The following is a 16,998-nucleotide window of genomic DNA, read 5'->3' as shown; positions in this document are numbered from 1 at the left end:
CATCAACGCCACCAGACAGTACGTTCCGCAAGAGCCGAAAACAGCCGGTCGGCAATGAACGAAATCAACCCGAGCGCTGCGAGCCCGCCCATGACCTGGCCCGTTTGCAAATTCTGCTGCGCAATCTCGATCCTGTAGACGATGCCGGCGAAAGTGCCTGCAAGTTCGGCCGCGACAAGCGTGTAAAAGGAGATGCTGACGGCGGTGCGCAACCCGACCACGATGTAGGGAAGCGCGCCCAGCAGCACGATCTCCTGGAGCATCTGCCGCCGGGGCGTGCCGAGCATCAACGCCGCCCGAATCAGGCCGCGGTCGACCTTCTGCACGCCGATGTGGGTCGAAAGCCAAACCGTGAAGAACACGCCCCATACGACGAGGAACAGTTTTCCCGCCTCCGACAGGCCGAACCAGAGGATGACGATCGGCACGAAAGCAATCGGCGGAATTGGCCGGAGGATATGGAATAGCGGGGACAGCAGGCTCGAAATAACAGGGAATTGGCCGGTGAGGATACCGAGCAGGATGCCGAGCACGCCGCCTACGATGAACCCCGTGGTGACGCGAAAGAGGCTGGCCAGCAGATCGCCAAGGAACTGTCCGCTTCGTATCCACTCAAGGACCGCCGCAGCAACCACCGTCGGCGGCGGAAACAGCACCATGTTGACGGCCCCGGAACGAGAGACCAGTTCCCAGAGGCCGACGAACAGGGGAAGCGAAAGCGCCCCGACCAGAATATTGAGACGGTGAAGACGGGCTGAATCCGGCCGCCGACCGCGACGGTCGGTGCGGAGAGCAATCTCCTGTCGTGCTGAAGTGCCATCCTGCATGGCTGTGCGGGTGCCTATTTCCACGAGAGGGTGACGCGTGCGGGGTCGACCTTCTTCAGCGGCTCGGCGACGACGACCTTGCTGAAGTCGGGCATCGCCGCTCCCGGAGGATGGTTGCCGCTCTCGAGGCGCCATGCGGAGTGGGTCTTGAGAATCTCGATCAGCCGGTCGTCGAGACGCACCCGGTAGACATAGTCGACCCAGATGGGCGCGAGGTCGTCCCGCTTCATGCCGACCGCGTCCGCCACGACCGTGATCGCTTCATCCTGGTGTGCCTTCATCCAGACCTCGGCGTCGATCAGTGCGGCGATGAACTTCTCGACCAGCGCCGGGTTGGCATCCAGATAGGTCCTCATGACGACGATGTTGAACGTTTCCGAGTAAGTGCCCGTTGTATCGAGCTCAGCGACGGCTTCGCCCAGGGCCTTCTTCGCGTTGGCGATGTGGGGTTCCCAAGTGTCGATCGCGTCGATGCTTCCGGCTGCAAGTGCCGGCAGCATCTCCTGCGGCCGCAGGTTGACGAGGGTGACATCCTTGGGAGTCAATCCCGCCGACTTCAGCAAGGTCGCCGTGTAGACCTCGCTGCCGGTGCCGGCCGTGAATCCGATTCGCTTGCCGCGAAGATCTGCCTTGGTCTTGACGCCGGCCTTGGCCGCGACGACCGTCTTGAGGTCGGAATATTCCATGCCGGCGACGAAGGCGATGGGCTGGTTTGCCATCGCCGCAGCGGTGACCGGCGCCTCCGCCGTCGTCGCAATGTCGGCGCCGCCCCCGATCACGGTGTCCAGGCACTGCTTGCCGGACGTGAAGTTCGAGACCGTGATGTCCAGTCCATTCTTTTCGAAAATCCCCTTCGATTTGGCGACGATCGCAAGGCCGGAGATCGGTCCGAGGTTTTGCGCAAGCCGGGCCTTGAGCAATTCCGCGGCCGAGGCGCAGCCCGGGCCGATGGCAAGGCAGCAAAGCGCGGCATAGCCGGCAATTGCCGCAATTGGGCGGACGGTGTTCCAGTGCATGACGATCTCCCCTCGCGCCGCGCCCGGCGGCAGCCCCGATGTGATCGCGGATGCCGCCCTGAACGGCTCCGCAACGGCCTCCCGCGTCCTCCCCTGGGCGATCGCTTGAGGATCGGCCCGTGTTGGTATGCTCACCCGGCGCTACGGTCCCGGGAAGCAATTAATCGACACGGCCTTCGGGGCGGCCGGTCCCGTGCCGCCGCTCAAGGTGGCGCGTGTGTGGCGGGTGGCTGCCGGAATAATGTCAGTGGTGACGGGTTCATGTCAGAGGGTCAAAGACGGGCCAGCCAGGCGCAACCGCGGGACCAGTCGGGAGGATAGGATGAGCATTATTGCCAGGGTCATCGTGCCAGCAGGCGCTGCGCTCGCGGTCTTCGCAAGTCCATCGGTGCGGGCGCAGTCAGCCGACATGACCTTCTTCGTGACCTCGATCGGGCCGGGCAAGGGAGCCGATCTCGGCGGCCTGGAAGGGGCCGATGCGCACTGCCAGAAGCTCGCTCAGGCCGTCGGCGCCAGCGCCAAAACCTGGCGTGCCTATCTCTCGACCCAGGCCGCCGACGGCAAGCCGGCCGTCAACGCGCGCGACCGCATCGGCAAGGGGCCGTGGCAGAATGCGAAGGGCGCGGTCATCGCCAAGGACGTTGCCGACCTGCATGGCCCCGCCAACAACCTGACCAAGCAGACGGCGCTCAGCGAAAAGGGCGAGGTCACCAACGGAGCCGGCGATACGCCGAACCGGCACGACATCCTCACGGGGACGCAACCCGACGGCACCGCATTCGCGGCCGGCGAGGACAAGACCTGCAAGAACTGGTCGTCGAGCACACAAGGTGCTGCGGTGGTCGGCCATGCCGACCGGCGGGGCCTGGGCGACGACGAGCCGTCGAAATCGTGGAACAGCTCGCACCCCTCGCGCGGTCCCGATGGCGGCTGCTCGCAGGCCGACTTGAAGAGCACGGGTGGCGACGGGCTGCTGTATTGCTTCGCCTCGAATTGAGGCGCTGAGCTCTCTCCTCGTCATTGCGAGGAGCGTAGCGACGAAGCAATCCAGAGTCTTTCCGCAGAGGCACTTCTGGATTGCTTCGCTGCGCTCGCAGTGACGGAGTATGTGGCGCGCCATTCCGTTCCACCCTGACGGGACGCTGCGCCACATGCTACATTGGCTCCGTCGCCCCCAACGCTCACGGATCCCCTCCCATGAAATACGAGCTCTACTACTGGCCCGAGATTCAGGGCCGCGGCGAATATGTGCGGCTGGCGCTGGAGGAGGCGGGCGCAGCTTACGTCGACGTCGCGCGCGGCCCGCGCGGCACCAGTGCGATGATGAAGATGATGGATGCGCATGGCGGCACGCCGCCCTTCGCGCCGCCGTTCCTGAAAGCGGGCAAGCTCGTCATCGGCCAGACCGCCAACATCCTGCTCTATCTCGGCGCTCGCCATGCCCTTGCGCCGAAGACGGAGGCGGGCCGGCTCTGGGTGCACCAGCTCCAGCTCACCATCACCGACTTCGTGGTCGAGATCCACGACACCCATCATCCACTTGGGCCCTCGCTCTATTACGAGGACGCGCGGCCCGCAGCGAAGAAGCGCACGGCCGAGTTCTGGAGCGAGCGCGTGCCGAAATATCTCGGCTATTTCGAACAGCTGCTCGCCGGCAATGGCGGCACTTACGTCACCGGCCGCCGGCTGACCTATGTCGACCTCTCGCTGTTCCAGATCGTCGCCGGGCTGCGCTATGCGTTCCCCAGGCGCATGAAGGCGTTCGAGGCAGACATCCCAGGCCTCGTCGGCCTGCACGACCGCGTCGCGGCGCGGCCGAACATCAAGGCCTATCTTGCGAGCGAACGCCGCATTGCCTTCAACGAGCAGGGCATCTTCCGCCGCTACAAGGAACTCGATCATTAGCCGGTCCGGAGGGAGGCTGGCGGCAGCCCCCGTTCCGGACCGGCCGTTTCGGGCGCGATCAATCGCCCGAACGCGTCGTGGCTCCCGAGCGTCTGTGAACGCTCCGGACCAGATCGATCGCTTGAATCATCGGCGACGGCAGCGAGGTCATGCTCGTCAGGGCAGGGGGCTTGCAGAACATCGTCGCGTCTCCCGTTGCGTGGTGCGGGTTCCCTCCAGCGGGGTTCGGTCGCGACGACGTCAGTCGATCGGAGGAGGCAGGCGCTTTCCTAGGAGTTTCGATTTTTGCACGGGACGGTGATGCGCGCTCACCACACGCCGGGCAGCAGACGGTAGCGCACCCGCGCGGCATAGTCGGCATAGCCCGGCAGGCCCTCGCGCAGCGTGCGCTCCTCGATGCGGATTCGGACTGCAAACAGCGCGAGGAAGAGCGGCACCATCGCAAGGCCCCACCACGAGCCCAGCAGCAGCGGCACGCCGGCGAAGAACAGGACCATGCCGCTGTACATGGGATGGCGCACATGCGCGTAGGGCCCCGTCGAGATCACGTGCTGCGCGCGCTCGGCCTGCAGCTTCACCACCGGCGCGGCGAACGAGTTCTCGCGGAACACCCAGAGGATGAACAGCGTCGAGAGTACGAACAGCGCGAGGCCGAGCACCTGCACCGCAACCGGCATGTCGGAGGATAGCGTGCGCTGGTCGAGCCCCATCGCGGCCAGCCAGGCCAGCATCGCAATGACGAAGACAATCATGAAAGCCTTGTCGGCGGCGGGCTGCTCCCTCTGCAGGACCGGCCGCAGGCGTTCGGCCAGCAGCGCCGGGTCGATCCGGTAGAGCCACCAGCCGCAGAGCGGGCCGAGCAGGATGCAAATGATCAGAAATACCCAGGCGGACGGCCAATGCAGCGTGCCCGCGGACGCGAACAACAGCGCGCCCATTGCGATGGTGGTGATCGTGTTCTGCAACAGCAGTTTTGCGATCATGCGCAGGTTCCGGGATGGCCGCGCACGATACTGGTCCTGCTATCCGGCAAAGATGCGGCCGGACACGCAAAAAGCCCGATCGACCGGATCGGGCGCTTCACTGGGAAAAGGGCCGATCAGGCGAGCTGATCGATCCGCGTGCCCTGGCCCGGCGGCAGCGGCGCGGGCGGCTGCGGCTTGTAGGTCGGGTCGGTGTCCTTGGTCTGATCGTCCTGCTGCTTGGTCGTGTCGTAGCTCGGGACCACGATCGCGATCGGCGGCGGCGCAACGGTAGAAACGCTCATCCACAAATCCTCACACATGGAAACAATTGAGTCTGCCCTGCGAGGAGCGAAATTTCCTTCAAGCCAATCGTTAAAATGCGAGGGAGTTGGTGCGGTGGGAGGCGCGCCTTTGCGCCTGTCATTGTGCAATTTCGAGGGATGCCAGCTCTTTCATCCGTCATTGCGAGCGCAGCGAAGCAATCCAGGCTGTCTCCGCGGAGGGATTCTGGATTGCTTCGCGGAGCTCGACAGCAATGACGGAGTTTGTGGCGGGCGACGTTACGACACACGCGGGTTACGCCTGCGGAAAGAGCGAGGCCTGCGGCAGACGCGCCCGCCTACTCGTCCTTCGGACGCGTGATCGCGATCGACGCTTCCGTCTTGGTGCGCGAGCAATCCATGTTGAGGCGCTTGAAGCGCATCGACACCTTGTCGCCGCGGAGCAGGCCCATGCGCTTCAGGCAGCGCGTCGCGCCTTTCGCGGTGTCATCCTTCGGCACCGTGAAGATGATCGCGGCCGCGGACGCGACGAGGTCGTAGAACTGCGGCGTCGGCTTGCGGTCGCCCTTGGCATAGAGCTCGTTGGAATAGTTCTGTCCCTGCGTACGGCAGCCGAGCGAGAGCTCCTTCGCCCCCGGGTGGGTGAGGTAGATGATGTTGGCGGCCTTGAAGTTGACCTTCAGCCTGTCGACGCCGCTCGCGAGCTGCTTTGCGATGTCGTCGCACTGGTCCGCACGGGCAGGCGAGGCGAGGGTCACAAGTCCGGTGATGACGGCGGCGACCAGGATCGCGCCGCGGAAGTTCGGTTTGAAAATCATGATGAAAAGCCCCTTAGGGCGCGCATTCAACCTTCGTCGCGCGACGAGCGCAAGGGGTGGACCCGAGGCCTGCCGGGAACGATCATCACCAATTGCGTCCGGCCGACGGTGACCGAAAAAGGGCCGTCATGACGTCGAATCGGGATGCCCCGACCGCGCCGGAGCGCCTTCCCTTTACGGCAAAAAAGCTTAGAACGCTTCTATGCCAGGAGCCCGCGCGAGGGCTCCAAAACCCCGAGATTCGCCCCATGAACGCTCCCACCGCCTTTCCCGACCAGTCCAAGCCCGTTCCGCCCTACAAGCACACCCCGCTGTTCCCGCTGGGCAAGGACGAGACGCCCTACAAGAAGATTTCGTCCGAGGGCATCAGGGTCGAGAAGGTCCTGGGGAAAGACATGCTCGTGGTGTCGCGCGAGGCGCTGCGGGCGCTGTCGGAGGCGGCTTTCGGCGACATCAACCATTATCTGCGGCCCGGCCATCTGAAGCAGCTCCGCGCGATCCTGGAGGACGGCGAGGCGAGCCCCAACGACAAGTTCGTCGCGCTCGACTTCCTGAAGAACGCCAACATCGCCGCCGGCGGCGTGCTGCCGATGTGCCAGGACACCGGCACCGCGATCATCATGGGCAAGAAGGGCTGCAACGTCATCACCGACGGTGACGACGAGGCGGCGCTGTCGGAAGGCGCGCGCGATGCTTACCTGCGCCGCAACCTGCGCTACTCGCAGGTCGCGCCCTTGTCGATGTACGAGGAGAAGAACACCGCCAACAACATGCCGGCGCAGTGCGAGATCTACGCCGAGGGCGACGACGCCTACAAGTTCATGTTCATGGCGAAGGGCGGCGGCAGCGCCAACAAGAGCTTCCTGTTTCAGGCGACGCCCTCGGTGCTGACCAAGGACCGGCTGCTCGCCTTCCTGAAGGAGAAGATCCTCACCCTGGGCACCGCGGCGTGCCCGCCCTATCACCTCGCCATCGTGATCGGCGGCACCTCGGCCGAGCTCTGCATGAAGACGGTGAAGCTCGCCTCGGCCCGCTATCTCGACGCGCTGCCGACCCACGGCTCGCCCGACGGCAACGCCTTCCGCGACGTCGAGATGGAGAAGGAAATCCACAAGATGACGCAGTCGCTCGGCGTCGGCGCGCAGTTCGGCGGCAAATATTTCTGCCACGACGTGCGCGTGATCCGCATGCCCCGCCATGGCGCCTCGCTGCCGATCGGCCTTGGCGTGTCCTGCTCGGCCGACCGCCAGGTGCTCGGCAAAATCACGAAGGACGGCATCTATCTCGAGGAGCTCGAGCACAACCCGGCGCAGTATCTGCCGCAGGTCGAGCAGTCGCTCGGCGGCGAGGTCGTCAAGATCGACCTCAACCAGCCGATGAAGGACATCCTGGCGACGTTCTCGAAATACCCGATCAAGACCCGGGTCTCGATGACCGGCACCATGATCGTGGCGCGCGACTCGGCCCATGCCAAGCTGCGGGAGCGGCTGGAGAAGGGGGAGCCGCTGCCGGACTATTTCAAGAATCATCCGGTCTACTACGCCGGCCCCGCCAAGACGCCGGAGGGCTACGCCTCCGGTGCGTTCGGTCCGACCACCGCGGGCCGCATGGATTCCTTCGTCGATCAGTTCCAGGCCGCGGGTGGCTCGATGGTGATGGTGGCCAAGGGCAACCGCGCGCCGGCCGTGCGCGAGGCCTGCAAGAAATATGGCGGCTTCTATCTCGGCTCGATCGGCGGTGCGGCGGCGAACCTCGCCGAGCACTGCATCAAGAAGGTCGAGGTGCTCGAATATCCCGAGCTCGGCATGGAAGCGATCTGGCGCATCGAAGTCGTCGACTTCCCCGCCTTCATCATCATCGACGACAAGGGCAATGACTTCTTCAAGGAGTTGAATTTGGGCTGAGATGTCATGGCCGGGCTTGACCCGACCATCCATCGCTCTTCAAGGAAGATGGATACGCGGGTCAAGCCCGCGTATGACGAAGTGAGTTATCGGCGAAGCCTCGACCCGCCTAACTGCAATTCGTGACCTGGTTGGAGCACAGCGAGCGCCACCAGCCGCGGACGCCGTCCTCGCTCTCGACGAGGCCCCAGAGACCGCTACAGGCAAAGATGCGCTTCGGGCCACCGTCAGTGTCGATCGGGCCGCCGAGCTCGCGCTGCGCCGGCATCCATTTGGCATCGACGAAGGGAGCCTGGAACAGGCCGCCCATGCGCGTGGCGCCATTGGCGTAGGACGCGCCGACCTTGTTGGAGGCGACCCAGCCGCGCCCGGCATAGGGCTTTGGCGCGCTGCGCGGATATCTCTTGTCGTCCTCGTAGTCCTTGCCCGGCGGCTTGGCGCCTTCGATCAGAAACCAGCCGTCCTTGAAGCCGATGATGCGGAATTCGGTGAGCCAGCCGCCCTCGGGCGTGTTCTCGCTGCCGCCGAGCTTGAGCCGGTAGGGCGGCGGCAGCGTGCCGAGCACGCGCGCCTTCACTGACGGCTCGGCGCGCACGTTGAGACCGCTCGGATCCTTGTCGATCGACCAGGCGCCGAGATCGCAGGGCTCGGTGCCATCAGGCAACGTTGCGCGCTTGCCGGCGAGATCGGCGTGCAGCTTTGCAAAGTCGGTGTCGTCGTTGTCGGGATCCGGCCCGGTGCGCGGCTTCAGCTCGGCTGAGACCGCGCGCGTCGCATCCGGCGTCAGCGTGACCACGAGTGCCTGGCGTGCGGCGAACACGCTTGCGGGCGTCTTCGGATCATTCGACATCGCCGGATAAACGGCGAGATAGCCGGTCGAGCCATCGGTCCGATAGGCGGTGCCGGCCACGAAGCCCGCCGGCACCATGGCGAGCGCGCTCGCGCGCCACGCCGGTTCGGTGTCGTCCGCGCGCGCCGCTTGTGTCACGACACACAGCATCACCGCCGCGATGAGACGGAGCACGCGCATGGCTGCGCGGCCTTACGCCCGCGCGCCCGTGAACGGGAAGCTGCCCATCGGGCCGATGCCCATCTCGCCGCTGATGCTGTCGCCGGAGACGGCGCCGTTGAATTCGAGCGTGAGCGGCATCGGGTTGTCGATCGAGACCTTCCAGGAGACGTTGTCGCCGCTGACGGTGCCGTCGAAAATCTCGGCGGTATTACCTTCGGCGCCTTGCGTGCCCGTGAGCGCGTCGCCGGCGGCCTTCAGGCTCAGCGTCGCGTTGCGCTCGCCCATCGGCGTCGTCATGGTCAGATTCCAGTTGCCGTCTACGGCCATTCCCGTCTCCCGAACAAATCCCGGCGGGCCGCGACGATCCGCGGCCAGTCCTGAGCGAGCCTATAACCCAACTCGGCGCGCCTGCCTAACGCTGCATTGGAGGCATTTAGGCGCGGGCGGCGGCGCGCCGGCGGCTGGTGACGATGAGCCGCAGAACGACATACTGCACGGCAAAGGCGAGGATCTTGGCGCCGCCCGCGACCACCGTGATGTAGAACGCCCACAGCTTCAGATCGCCCGTGGAGGCGACCGCGATCATGCCGGCGCCGATCACGAACATCAGCACCGCCCAGGCATAGCCCGCAGCGGTGACATATTCCGGAACGGTCTCGGCGACGATCGGCGGCATGTAGCGCAGCATCCAGCCGCGCTTGAGCATGATGGCGCCGATCGCGAAATGCGCGATCGAGGGCTTTGCCAGCATGAAGCGGGGATCATTGGTCAGCAGCGTGACCGTGCCCAGCACGACGACGAGCGCGAGGCTCGCATAGGTCATGTAGTTGAGATGCTGCCCCTTGACGCGGGCGTAGATCACCTGCGCGATCGCACCGGCAATCGCCACCGACGTTGCCAGGACGACGTTGTCGGTGATGAGGTAGACGACCAGGAAGACGATGGCGGAGAGGAAGTCGGAGGCGAGGCGGGCGAATACGTCCTTCATCGTCGATCCTGTTCAGCGGGCGTTGGGCAGTGCGGCGGCCGGCGTACCGTACTTGATCTGGCGATACTCGGGATACCATTTTGTGAAGTAGATCGCGCTGTTGCGGGCGGCGAAGGCAACCGCAAGGCTCGACCAGAGCGGCAGGCCGGGGACGTAGAGCAGCACGAGATTGGCGGCCGCCATCAGCAGCGCGGCCGCGGTCCATGCGCCGGTGATGACGTAATTGGCATAGAGAAAGCCGGGCATCGCCGCGGTCTCGGCCGGGACCGATTCAACCGCATATTGCAGCGTGAAGGGACGGCGGGCCAGCATCGAGCCGAGCGAGATGACGAAGATGCCGACATCGACCGACAGCTTGACGCCGAGCGTGCCCAGCGTGGGGTCGAGCAGCGCGAGGTAGAGGCCGATTGCGGCGAACACGATCGCCGAGCCCGCAGGCAGGATCTTCACCGAGCGGCCCTGCGCGACATCGATCGCGACGGTGGCGAGGCAGATCGCGGAGGCCGCGAATACGCTGACCGTGGCCGACGTCACCAGCATCAGGAACGTGTAGGCGCCGTAGGGCGCGAGAATCAGGAAAATCGTCATGGACCGCCTCGGTCAGGCTAATCTTTACAGCGTCAAGATAGATAATCGAGCCCATGAAGCGGGTCAAGCGAAATCTTTACAGTGTCAAAATGATATAGGTGACCTGTAAAATGTGAATTGCCGCAATGGCTTGCTCGGACGCCTCTTCGGCGAATTCCGCCCATGGCAGGCGCGACAGGATCGGCAGCGCGCAGCCGATCACGAGGCCGGCGACGAGCAAGATGCCGCCATTGAAGGTAGCCTGGCCGCGCCGCTGCAGCCGGATCATCTGCAGTGCGAGCGCGGCGCAGGTTAGGGCGAGGACGGCGAGGCAGGCGGCTGTGATCGAGGGCATGTGCATGGGAGGCCTCTGTGGTGTGACACGTCTACGCTGTCATTCCGGGGCGCGCGTTAGCGCGAACTACGATGCGCAATTGCGCATCTGAGAATCCATCGGGCGGCAGAACACGCGGTGAAATGGATTCCGGGTTCGCGCCGAGTGGCGCGCCCCGGAATGACGCGGTGAGAGCTACGCCGCTCCCACCCAATTGCCGTGAAAGCCGTCCGGCACGCGGTGGCCGAGCTGCACCAATGCGGCAGGGCCGGCCTCGATGTCGGTGGCATTGAACACGGCGAGGTCGCTGCGGTTCTCGCGCGCGCGCCAGACCACCGCGAGCAGCCAGCCGTCGCCTTCGGCTGCATCGCTCGACCGTTCGACGAACACCGGTTCGGAGATGGTATCGCCGGCCGGCAGCAGATAATGGCCGAGCCGTTTGCCGTTGCCGTCGACATGGACGATGCCTGAGAGTGCGCCGAACATCGGCAGTCTTGGATTGGCGCAGGCGTACCAGCCGTGACGGCTCTTCAGCCCGGCGCGACGATCGTCGATGCGGGGGAATTCGCCGGTGAGATCGTCCAGATACGTCTGCTGGAAGCGATCGGTGTTGCCTGAAAGATCGAACGTCCAGCGGCAATGGCGGGCGCGCGACTTCTCCGGATCCGTCGGCCGGCCGTCGGGATGCGGAAACAGCGGCGCCTCCTCGAACTGCATGACGTCGGCGATGATGCGGCCATCGTCCTCCCACGCATTCATGACGTGGAAGACGTAGCAGGCCTCAGCACGGAACCAGACGATGTCTTTTGCCGTGCCGTTGCGCTTCATCACGCCGACATAGGCGCCCTTGTCCGGCTCCCAGGCATAGGGCGGCCGTCCGCTCATCGCGCGCTCCATGCTGCCGGTGATGGGGAGGACCGGAAACAGCACATGGTTCGCGGTGACGATGAAGTCGTGCACCATGCTGGCATAGGGCGCCTCGAAACGTTCGAAGCGCGTCGCCTTGCCGGATGCATCGATCGATCCGAAGGAGAGGGCAGGCGTCAGCGGCCCCGCGGCGTTGTAGCCGAAGAACAGCATCTCGCCGGTGACGGGATCGACCTTCGGATGCGCGGTAAAACTGCCGGCGACGCGGCCCTGATAGTTGTGATAGCCGCGCGTGGCCAGCGTGCCCGGCTCGATCTCGGTCGGCAGATGCGCTTCTTCCAGCGCCAGCAGCTTGCCGGCGTGGAAGATGATGTTGGTGTTGGCGACGCCGCCGTCGGTGAGGTTTTGCGGCGCATCCGGCAGCTTGCGGCCGAAGCCGCCGAACAAGGCGCGGCCGGCGTCGTGCTCGGCGAGCCATTTCGGCGTGCGGACCCAGCGGTTGCGGTAGCTGGCGCGGCCATTCTCGAGGTGAAAGGCGTGCAGCATGCCGTCGCCGACGAACCAGTGCGCGCCGGGCGCATCGAACTGCGGGTTGGGGCCGTTGCGATAGAGCGTGCCGTTCAGCTCGCGCGGCAATTCACCGACGATCCTGAGGAAGGGCGCGTCGGCCTCGAACGGGATCGGCGCGATATTGTTGTGGCGCTCAGTGATGGCGTTCTGCTGCACGGCATATCCCTCCCTATCTTTACATCGTAAAGATGAAATAGGACCGATCGCCGCGCCGGTCAAGCGAAATCTTTACACTGTCAATATTGCGTCATATAGGTTGGCTCATGGGCAAGAGCGATCCGAAGAGCGAAACCAGGACCGAAGCGGCGCGCATCGCGCGCGCCCCGAGGAAGACATCGTCGGCAACGAGCGGGCGTCCTGCACGCCGTCCGGCCAGTGCGAAGACGGAGACGCCGTATCATCACGGCGCGCTGCGCGAAGCGCTGCTCCAGGCCGCCGAACGGGTGCTGGAGCGCGACGGGCTTGCCGGCCTGACATTGCGCGCGGTGGCGCGCGAGGCGGGCGTTTCGCATGCCGCGCCGACCCATCATTTCGGCGATCTCACCGGCCTTCTCAGCGAGCTCGCGGCCGTCGGCTTCCGCCAGTTCAACGCCGCGATGGCGTCGGCCTGCGAGACCGCCACCACGCCGCTCGCGCGGGCATTGGCGCGGCCGAAAGCCTATGTCGCCTATGCGCAGGCCCATCCCGGCATGTACGGCATCATGTTCCGCACCGAGCGGCTCGACTATTCCAGGCCCTCGCTGCACGAGGCGGCCGAGGCCTCCTTCGCCGGACTTGCCAATGCCATCGGCGCGATGCGGCAGGAGCAGATCAGCGGCGACGCCCTGACGCTCGACCAGGGCGCAGCGATCGCGCGGGCCTGGTCGATGGTGCATGGCTTCACCACGCTGCTGCTCGACGGGCGGCTCTCGGACATCCTCGAGCGGCTGCCCGAGGGCACGACGGCCGAGCGGCTGCTCGAGGCGATGCTGACGGCGCCGATTACGGCGAAGCTGCCGGCATAGCGCCTTCGAACGGGCGCAGCCCCTAGCGCATCGTCGCGAGCTCGACGGCGCGGCCGCGCGTGCCGACGACCTTCACCTCGTCCTTGCCGCAGGTGAAGCTGCGGGCGAAATCGTCCGCGGCCTTGCGCGCGAGCTCGTTGGCGTTCGGGTTGGCGATCGCGTCGACATAGGCGACATGGCAGACCGGGCCCGGCGGCAGCCGCGTCACGACCAGCATGGCCTTGGTGTTCGGCCGTCCCTGCTTGTCGGGATCGCTGCCGTCGGCGATGTGCCAGCGCTGGATGATCGCAAACGGCTTTGGGCCGGCGGCGCGCCATTCGACGGTGGTCTCGGATGAATTGAACGGCGCGAACCAGATTCTGGCCGCCGGTTCCTCGGCCGCTTCCTTGCGATTGCGCCCGACCGAGACGATCTCGCGAAGATCGTCCTCGGCGATCAGCACCATCAGGCCGTCTTTGCCGGGACAGACGCGCGTCGTGCTGCCGTCGAGCTCGCTGGGTTTTCCGACCTGGCGGCAGTCCTTGGGCGCCGTCGAAGTGTAGGTGCTGCCCACGGATTGGGCGTTCGCGCCACCGAGGACGGTGCATATCAGCAACATGGCCAGGCACGTTGCGGTGATGCGGGTCATCATGAGGCCTTGATGCATCGGGAACTCCGTACCATCAGACGTCTTGATTGTGGGCAAGGTTCAAACAGGCGCACCGAAGACCTGACAGCGGCGCGGAATCGTTCTAGAAGAGCGGCTTCGCTTGGGCCCGTCCGGCCTCGTTCGCGTCCTCGTTCTCCAGATCATGCCAGCCACATCGTCGAACAAACCTTATCGCGTCGGCCGCTCCAAGACCGGGCTCGGCCTCTTCGCCACCAAACCGATCAAGAAGGGAACCCGGATCATCCGTTATTTCGGACCGATCCTGGACTCGCGAATCCCGGCGCATGACGAGATCGAGAACAAATATCTGTTCGAGCTCAACGGCCGCTGGACCATCGACGGCTCGGTGCGCAAGAACCTCGCGCGCTACATCAACCATTCCTGCCGGCCCAACGCCGAGTCCGACGTCCGCCCGCGCGAGCGCAAGGTCTTCATCCGCGCCATCCGGAACATCGAGCCGGGCGACGAGATCAACTACGACTACGGCACCGATTATTTCAAAGCCTATCTGAAGCCGATCGGCTGCAAGTGCGAGTCCTGCGAGAAGAAGCGCAAGAAGCTGCGCGCCGAAGCGCGGGCCGATCGCACCAAGGTGAAGGCGCGCACGGAAGCCAAGGCCAAGAAGGCGGGCGCCAAGAGCGCCAAGAAGAAGCTCAACGGTCACGCTCTCGGCAAGGCGAACGGTCGCGCGCGGGCGTAGCCAGCTCTTGCTCTTCCAGCCTCGCTGTCATGCCCCGGCTTGACCGGGGCATCCAGTACGCAGCTTCTCCGTATCCAGCTGACGTCTCGAAATACTGGGTCGCCCGGCTAAACCGGGCGACGACAGCAGCGGATGTGGCCTCACGCCGCCACAACACGCCCGCTCTTCCGCAATCCGACATATTGCAGCTCGGCGAACACGCCGGTGGCGATCGCCTGGGCCACGACCATGAGCTCGCCGGCGATGTTCGGCGAGACCGCGCCCGAGAGCAGCAGCGCGATGCTGCCGACCGTCCAGGCCGCGTTGCCGATCACGACCAGCAGCACGAGCGGCTTCGGCACCGCGGCGCGCGCGGCAAGCCAGCCGACCAGCGCGGTGTAGGCGATCAGGAACAGGCCGATCTCGCGCAGCAGCGCTTCGGGCAGGTTGAACAGCGTTGCGAACGCGCCTGCGCCGAAAGTGAAGCCGAGGGCGGCCACGCCGCTGAAGATCGCGTCGGCGAGCAGGGCGCGGCGCAGGAAGGTGGATGCGTCAATCATTGGAGGTCTCCTTGCTGGGGTTGGGCTTGGGGGTGAAATCTTGGGGTGGAATTCAGCGCAGTCCGCGCCACCAGGCGCGGAGCAGGCGGGCGATGCGGAACGGGCAGAGGCTCCTGCCGACGCCGTGCTCGAAGGCGAGCACCTGTGCGACCACATAGTCGCCGGTCGAATGCACCAGCGGCTCGGGCATGTTGAGGCTGCGCGCCAGCATGCGGGTCGCGAGCGCCATGGCCCAGGGAAGAAGGTGGTCTGCGACGGTCCGGTAGAGCAGCAGCGCGATCATGGTCATCTCCTGTGCCCGGGAAGATGCGCCGCGGCGATGCCGAATTCGATTACCTCGCAGGTAAGCAGGGCGGCACTGCCCCTCTTTCAGCCCGTGGATCGACGAATGGCAGGGCTTGCCTTGACGCGATCAGGCTTCTTGGATTGATTGGGCCATCCGACCTCGCCACGCCGTCGGTCATCCGACGTCGGCAATTGTATGCATCCATGTATCTCGGCATCGATCTCGGCACCTCGGCGGTCAAGACCGTTCTCGTCGACTCCGCGCAGCGCGTGATTGCGAGCGAAAGCCGGCCGCTCGCGACCGCCTCGCCGCTATCAGGCTATTCCGAGCAGGATCCCGCGCATTGGGTCGATGCGACCTTTGCCACGCTGGATGCCTTAAAGGCGACGCATGCCGGCGCGTTGGCCGCGGTCGAAGGCATCGGACTGTCCGGCCAGATGCATGGCGCCACGCTGCTCGATGCGAGCGCAAGACCGTTGCGGCCTTGCATCCTCTGGAACGACGGACGGTCCGTCGCTGAGTGCCGTATCCTGGAGCAACGCTGGCCCGCCTTGCGTGCGACGACGGGCAACAAGGCGATGCCCGGATTCACGGCGCCGAAGCTGCTCTGGATTGCGATGCACGAGCCTGAGGTTTTTGCAGCGACGAAACTCGTCCTGCTTCCGAAGGCTTATTTGCGCCTGGTCCTGACGGGCGAAGCCGTCGAGGATGTCTCGGACGCATCGGGCTCGCTGTGGCTCGACGCCGCGCGCAGGGATTGGTCGGATGCCGCGCTGGCCGCGACCGGCCTGTCGCGCGATCACATGCCGCGTCTGGTCGAGGGCTGCGCGCCGGCGGCAACGCTGCGCAGCGAGCTCGCGCAACGCTGGGGCATGATCAGACGGCCGATTTTCGCGGGCGGTGCCGGTGACAATCCGGCGGGTGCCGTCGGCATCGGCGCGATCAGGGCGGGAACCGCGTTCATATCGCTGGGAACCTCGGGCGCCTTGCTGGTGCCGACGAGCAGGATTGCCGCCAACCCGGATCGCGGGGTGCATACGTTCTGCCACGCCATCCCCGCAATGTGGATTCAGGCCGGCGCGATCCTTTCCGCGGCCTCCTGTCTTGCCTGGATCTCGCGCTTGTTCGGCATTGCCGAGGCGGAATTGCTGGCACCGCTTGGGTCGCGCCCGCAGCTGCCCTCGCCGGTGAGCTTCTTGCCTTATCTGGCGGGCGAGCGGACCCCGCATGACGACCCCGTCGTGCGCGGCATGCTCGATGGCTTGAGCCACGGCACCGATCGCGAGGCGATCGTGCAGGCCGTGCTCGAGGGCGTCGCCTTCGCGCTCGCAGATTGCCGGGACGTGCTCGCGGATGCCGGCATCAGGATCGCGGAAGCCGATGCCATCGGGGGCGGTTCACGGTCCCGGTTCTGGCTGGCGGTGCTGGCAAGCGTTCTGAATGTTCCGATCCATCGCTTTGCCGAAGGTGAAACGGGAGCGGCGTTCGGTGCGGCGAGATTGGGGCGTCTTGCTGTCACGGGCGAGGCAATCGACACCGTCTGCACGCCGCCGCGACGCATCGAGACATTCGAACCTGACCGCGTGCTGGTCGATGCCTATGCCGATCGGCTTCCCGCCTGGCGCGAACTGTATCGGCCACGCCAATAGCGCCGTTTCGATTTCGCTTTCCCGTCTGTTCGGTATTGCCCTGCGCCGCGGCGTTTTGTTTAATGCGCGAACCGCGCTGACAAAACGAGACGCGGGTGGGAAACGCATTGTGCGTCG

At 65.3% G+C, this 16,998-nt stretch carries 20 protein-coding genes; 6 read left to right on the top strand and 14 right to left on the bottom strand.

The window, feature by feature from the left end; translation table 11 throughout:
- Positions 1–2 precede the first annotated feature (2 nt).
- Positions 3–827 (bottom strand): ABC transporter permease, encoded by an 825-nt coding sequence (locus XI09_RS21985; RefSeq protein WP_271568710.1) that lies wholly within the window; start codon positions 825–827, stop codon positions 3–5.
- Between the two features lie 14 nt (positions 828–841).
- Positions 842–1,843, bottom strand: a complete 1,002-nt coding sequence (locus XI09_RS21980; protein ID WP_271568709.1) for an NrtA/SsuA/CpmA family ABC transporter substrate-binding protein — start codon at positions 1,841–1,843, stop codon at positions 842–844.
- Positions 1,844–2,165: 322 nt separating this feature from the next.
- Here XI09_RS21980 and XI09_RS21975 point away from each other — a divergent pair, with 322 nt between their 5' ends.
- Positions 2,166–2,840: a lectin gene (locus XI09_RS21975; protein WP_271568708.1), complete on the top strand. Its 675-nt coding sequence runs from the start codon at positions 2,166–2,168 to the stop codon at positions 2,838–2,840.
- Positions 2,841–3,040: 200 nt separating this feature from the next.
- The gene (locus tag XI09_RS21970; protein ID WP_271568707.1) at positions 3,041–3,748 is read left to right on the top strand and encodes a glutathione S-transferase; all 708 of its coding nucleotides are present in this window, start codon (positions 3,041–3,043) and stop codon (positions 3,746–3,748) included.
- Between the two features lie 308 nt (positions 3,749–4,056).
- On the opposite strand, the gene XI09_RS21965 is transcribed toward XI09_RS21970, so the two are convergent.
- The 3 genes from XI09_RS21965 to XI09_RS21955 all read right to left on the bottom strand — a co-directional run bounded on the left by XI09_RS21965 (position 4,057) and on the right by XI09_RS21955 (position 5,812).
- On the bottom strand, positions 4,057–4,731 hold the full coding sequence (locus tag XI09_RS21965) for a methyltransferase family protein (RefSeq protein ID WP_271568706.1): 675 nt from the start codon (positions 4,729–4,731) through the stop codon (positions 4,057–4,059).
- A 116-nt stretch (positions 4,732–4,847) separates the two neighbouring features.
- A complete protein-coding gene (locus XI09_RS21960) occupies positions 4,848–5,015 on the bottom strand; it encodes a hypothetical protein (RefSeq protein WP_271568705.1) in 168 nt (55 codons plus the stop codon).
- Positions 5,016–5,332: 317 nt separating this feature from the next.
- Entirely contained in the window at positions 5,333–5,812 is a 480-nt protein-coding gene (locus tag XI09_RS21955; protein ID WP_271568704.1) for a hypothetical protein, read from the bottom strand.
- A 248-nt stretch (positions 5,813–6,060) separates the two neighbouring features.
- Between XI09_RS21955 and XI09_RS21950 the strand changes: the two genes are divergently transcribed.
- Positions 6,061–7,716, top strand: coding sequence for a fumarate hydratase (locus XI09_RS21950; RefSeq protein ID WP_271568703.1), 1,656 nt, complete (start codon positions 6,061–6,063; stop codon positions 7,714–7,716).
- Between the two features lie 109 nt (positions 7,717–7,825).
- On the opposite strand, the gene XI09_RS21945 is transcribed toward XI09_RS21950, so the two are convergent.
- The 6 genes from XI09_RS21945 to XI09_RS21920 all read right to left on the bottom strand — a co-directional run bounded on the left by XI09_RS21945 (position 7,826) and on the right by XI09_RS21920 (position 12,210).
- The gene (locus tag XI09_RS21945; RefSeq protein ID WP_271568702.1) at positions 7,826–8,746 is read right to left on the bottom strand and encodes an SH3 domain-containing protein; all 921 of its coding nucleotides are present in this window, start codon (positions 8,744–8,746) and stop codon (positions 7,826–7,828) included.
- A gap of 12 nt (positions 8,747–8,758) precedes the next feature.
- Positions 8,759–9,055: a hypothetical protein gene (locus XI09_RS21940; RefSeq protein WP_271568701.1), complete on the bottom strand. Its 297-nt coding sequence runs from the start codon at positions 9,053–9,055 to the stop codon at positions 8,759–8,761.
- Positions 9,056–9,161: 106 nt separating this feature from the next.
- Positions 9,162–9,716: an inner membrane-spanning protein YciB gene (locus XI09_RS21935; RefSeq protein ID WP_271568700.1), complete on the bottom strand. Its 555-nt coding sequence runs from the start codon at positions 9,714–9,716 to the stop codon at positions 9,162–9,164.
- Positions 9,717–9,728: 12 nt separating this feature from the next.
- Positions 9,729–10,304: a hypothetical protein gene (locus XI09_RS21930; protein ID WP_271568699.1), complete on the bottom strand. Its 576-nt coding sequence runs from the start codon at positions 10,302–10,304 to the stop codon at positions 9,729–9,731.
- Between the two features lie 76 nt (positions 10,305–10,380).
- Positions 10,381–10,644 (bottom strand): hypothetical protein, encoded by a 264-nt coding sequence (locus tag XI09_RS21925; protein ID WP_271568698.1) that lies wholly within the window; start codon positions 10,642–10,644, stop codon positions 10,381–10,383.
- Positions 10,645–10,812: 168 nt separating this feature from the next.
- A complete protein-coding gene (locus XI09_RS21920; protein ID WP_271568697.1) occupies positions 10,813–12,210 on the bottom strand; it encodes a carotenoid oxygenase family protein in 1,398 nt (465 codons plus the stop codon).
- A 107-nt stretch (positions 12,211–12,317) separates the two neighbouring features.
- Here XI09_RS21920 and XI09_RS21915 point away from each other — a divergent pair, with 107 nt between their 5' ends.
- Complete coding sequence (locus XI09_RS21915; protein ID WP_271568696.1) at positions 12,318–13,058, top strand: TetR/AcrR family transcriptional regulator; 741 nt, start codon at positions 12,318–12,320, stop codon at positions 13,056–13,058.
- 22 nt (positions 13,059–13,080) lie between these two features.
- Here XI09_RS21915 and XI09_RS21910 read toward each other — a convergent pair whose 3' ends face one another.
- On the bottom strand, positions 13,081–13,704 hold the full coding sequence (locus XI09_RS21910; protein ID WP_271568695.1) for a hypothetical protein: 624 nt from the start codon (positions 13,702–13,704) through the stop codon (positions 13,081–13,083).
- A gap of 145 nt (positions 13,705–13,849) precedes the next feature.
- Here XI09_RS21910 and XI09_RS21905 point away from each other — a divergent pair, with 145 nt between their 5' ends.
- A complete protein-coding gene (locus XI09_RS21905; RefSeq protein ID WP_271568694.1) occupies positions 13,850–14,407 on the top strand; it encodes an SET domain-containing protein in 558 nt (185 codons plus the stop codon).
- A 140-nt stretch (positions 14,408–14,547) separates the two neighbouring features.
- On the opposite strand, the gene XI09_RS21900 is transcribed toward XI09_RS21905, so the two are convergent.
- Positions 14,548–14,946 carry a hypothetical protein gene (locus tag XI09_RS21900; RefSeq protein ID WP_271568693.1) on the bottom strand — a complete coding sequence of 133 codons (399 nt, stop codon included), beginning with the start codon at positions 14,944–14,946 and terminating at the stop codon, positions 14,548–14,550.
- A gap of 52 nt (positions 14,947–14,998) precedes the next feature.
- The gene (locus XI09_RS21895; protein ID WP_092191994.1) at positions 14,999–15,229 is read right to left on the bottom strand and encodes a hypothetical protein; all 231 of its coding nucleotides are present in this window, start codon (positions 15,227–15,229) and stop codon (positions 14,999–15,001) included.
- A 206-nt stretch (positions 15,230–15,435) separates the two neighbouring features.
- Here XI09_RS21895 and xylB point away from each other — a divergent pair, with 206 nt between their 5' ends.
- Positions 15,436–16,881, top strand: coding sequence for a xylulokinase (gene xylB / locus XI09_RS21890; RefSeq protein ID WP_271568720.1), 1,446 nt, complete (start codon positions 15,436–15,438; stop codon positions 16,879–16,881).
- Positions 16,882–16,998 lie beyond the last annotated feature (117 nt).

The sequence above is a fragment of the Bradyrhizobium sp. CCBAU 11386 genome, from assembly GCF_028128955.1.
GTDB lineage: Bacteria > Pseudomonadota > Alphaproteobacteria > Rhizobiales > Xanthobacteraceae > Bradyrhizobium.
The sequence above is the reverse complement of the archived record's forward strand: the minus strand, read 5'-3'. Positions and strand labels throughout refer to the sequence as shown.

Bases quoted from the DNA above. Each gene is read 5' to 3' on its own strand.
- XI09_RS21985 (WP_271568710.1), bottom strand. From the start codon at position 827: ATGCAGGATGGCACTTCAGCACGACAGGAGATTGCTCTCCGCACCGAC.
- XI09_RS21980 (WP_271568709.1), bottom strand. From the start codon at position 1,843: ATGCACTGGAACACCGTCCGCCCAATTGCGGCAATTGCCGGCTATGCC.
- XI09_RS21975 (WP_271568708.1), top strand. From the start codon at position 2,166: ATGAGCATTATTGCCAGGGTCATCGTGCCAGCAGGCGCTGCGCTCGCG.
- XI09_RS21970 (WP_271568707.1), top strand. From the start codon at position 3,041: ATGAAATACGAGCTCTACTACTGGCCCGAGATTCAGGGCCGCGGCGAA.
- XI09_RS21965 (WP_271568706.1), bottom strand. From the start codon at position 4,731: ATGATCGCAAAACTGCTGTTGCAGAACACGATCACCACCATCGCAATG.
- XI09_RS21960 (WP_271568705.1), bottom strand. From the start codon at position 5,015: ATGAGCGTTTCTACCGTTGCGCCGCCGCCGATCGCGATCGTGGTCCCG.
- XI09_RS21955 (WP_271568704.1), bottom strand. From the start codon at position 5,812: ATGATTTTCAAACCGAACTTCCGCGGCGCGATCCTGGTCGCCGCCGTC.
- XI09_RS21950 (WP_271568703.1), top strand. From the start codon at position 6,061: ATGAACGCTCCCACCGCCTTTCCCGACCAGTCCAAGCCCGTTCCGCCC.
- XI09_RS21945 (WP_271568702.1), bottom strand. From the start codon at position 8,746: ATGCGCGTGCTCCGTCTCATCGCGGCGGTGATGCTGTGTGTCGTGACA.
- XI09_RS21940 (WP_271568701.1), bottom strand. From the start codon at position 9,055: ATGGCCGTAGACGGCAACTGGAATCTGACCATGACGACGCCGATGGGC.
- XI09_RS21935 (WP_271568700.1), bottom strand. From the start codon at position 9,716: ATGAAGGACGTATTCGCCCGCCTCGCCTCCGACTTCCTCTCCGCCATC.
- XI09_RS21930 (WP_271568699.1), bottom strand. From the start codon at position 10,304: ATGACGATTTTCCTGATTCTCGCGCCCTACGGCGCCTACACGTTCCTG.
- XI09_RS21925 (WP_271568698.1), bottom strand. From the start codon at position 10,644: ATGCACATGCCCTCGATCACAGCCGCCTGCCTCGCCGTCCTCGCCCTA.
- XI09_RS21915 (WP_271568696.1), top strand. From the start codon at position 12,318: ATGGGCAAGAGCGATCCGAAGAGCGAAACCAGGACCGAAGCGGCGCGC.
- XI09_RS21910 (WP_271568695.1), bottom strand. From the start codon at position 13,704: ATGCATCAAGGCCTCATGATGACCCGCATCACCGCAACGTGCCTGGCC.
- XI09_RS21905 (WP_271568694.1), top strand. From the start codon at position 13,850: ATGCCAGCCACATCGTCGAACAAACCTTATCGCGTCGGCCGCTCCAAG.
- XI09_RS21900 (WP_271568693.1), bottom strand. From the start codon at position 14,946: ATGATTGACGCATCCACCTTCCTGCGCCGCGCCCTGCTCGCCGACGCG.
- XI09_RS21895 (WP_092191994.1), bottom strand. From the start codon at position 15,229: ATGATCGCGCTGCTGCTCTACCGGACCGTCGCAGACCACCTTCTTCCC.
- xylB (WP_271568720.1), top strand. From the start codon at position 15,436: ATGTATCTCGGCATCGATCTCGGCACCTCGGCGGTCAAGACCGTTCTC.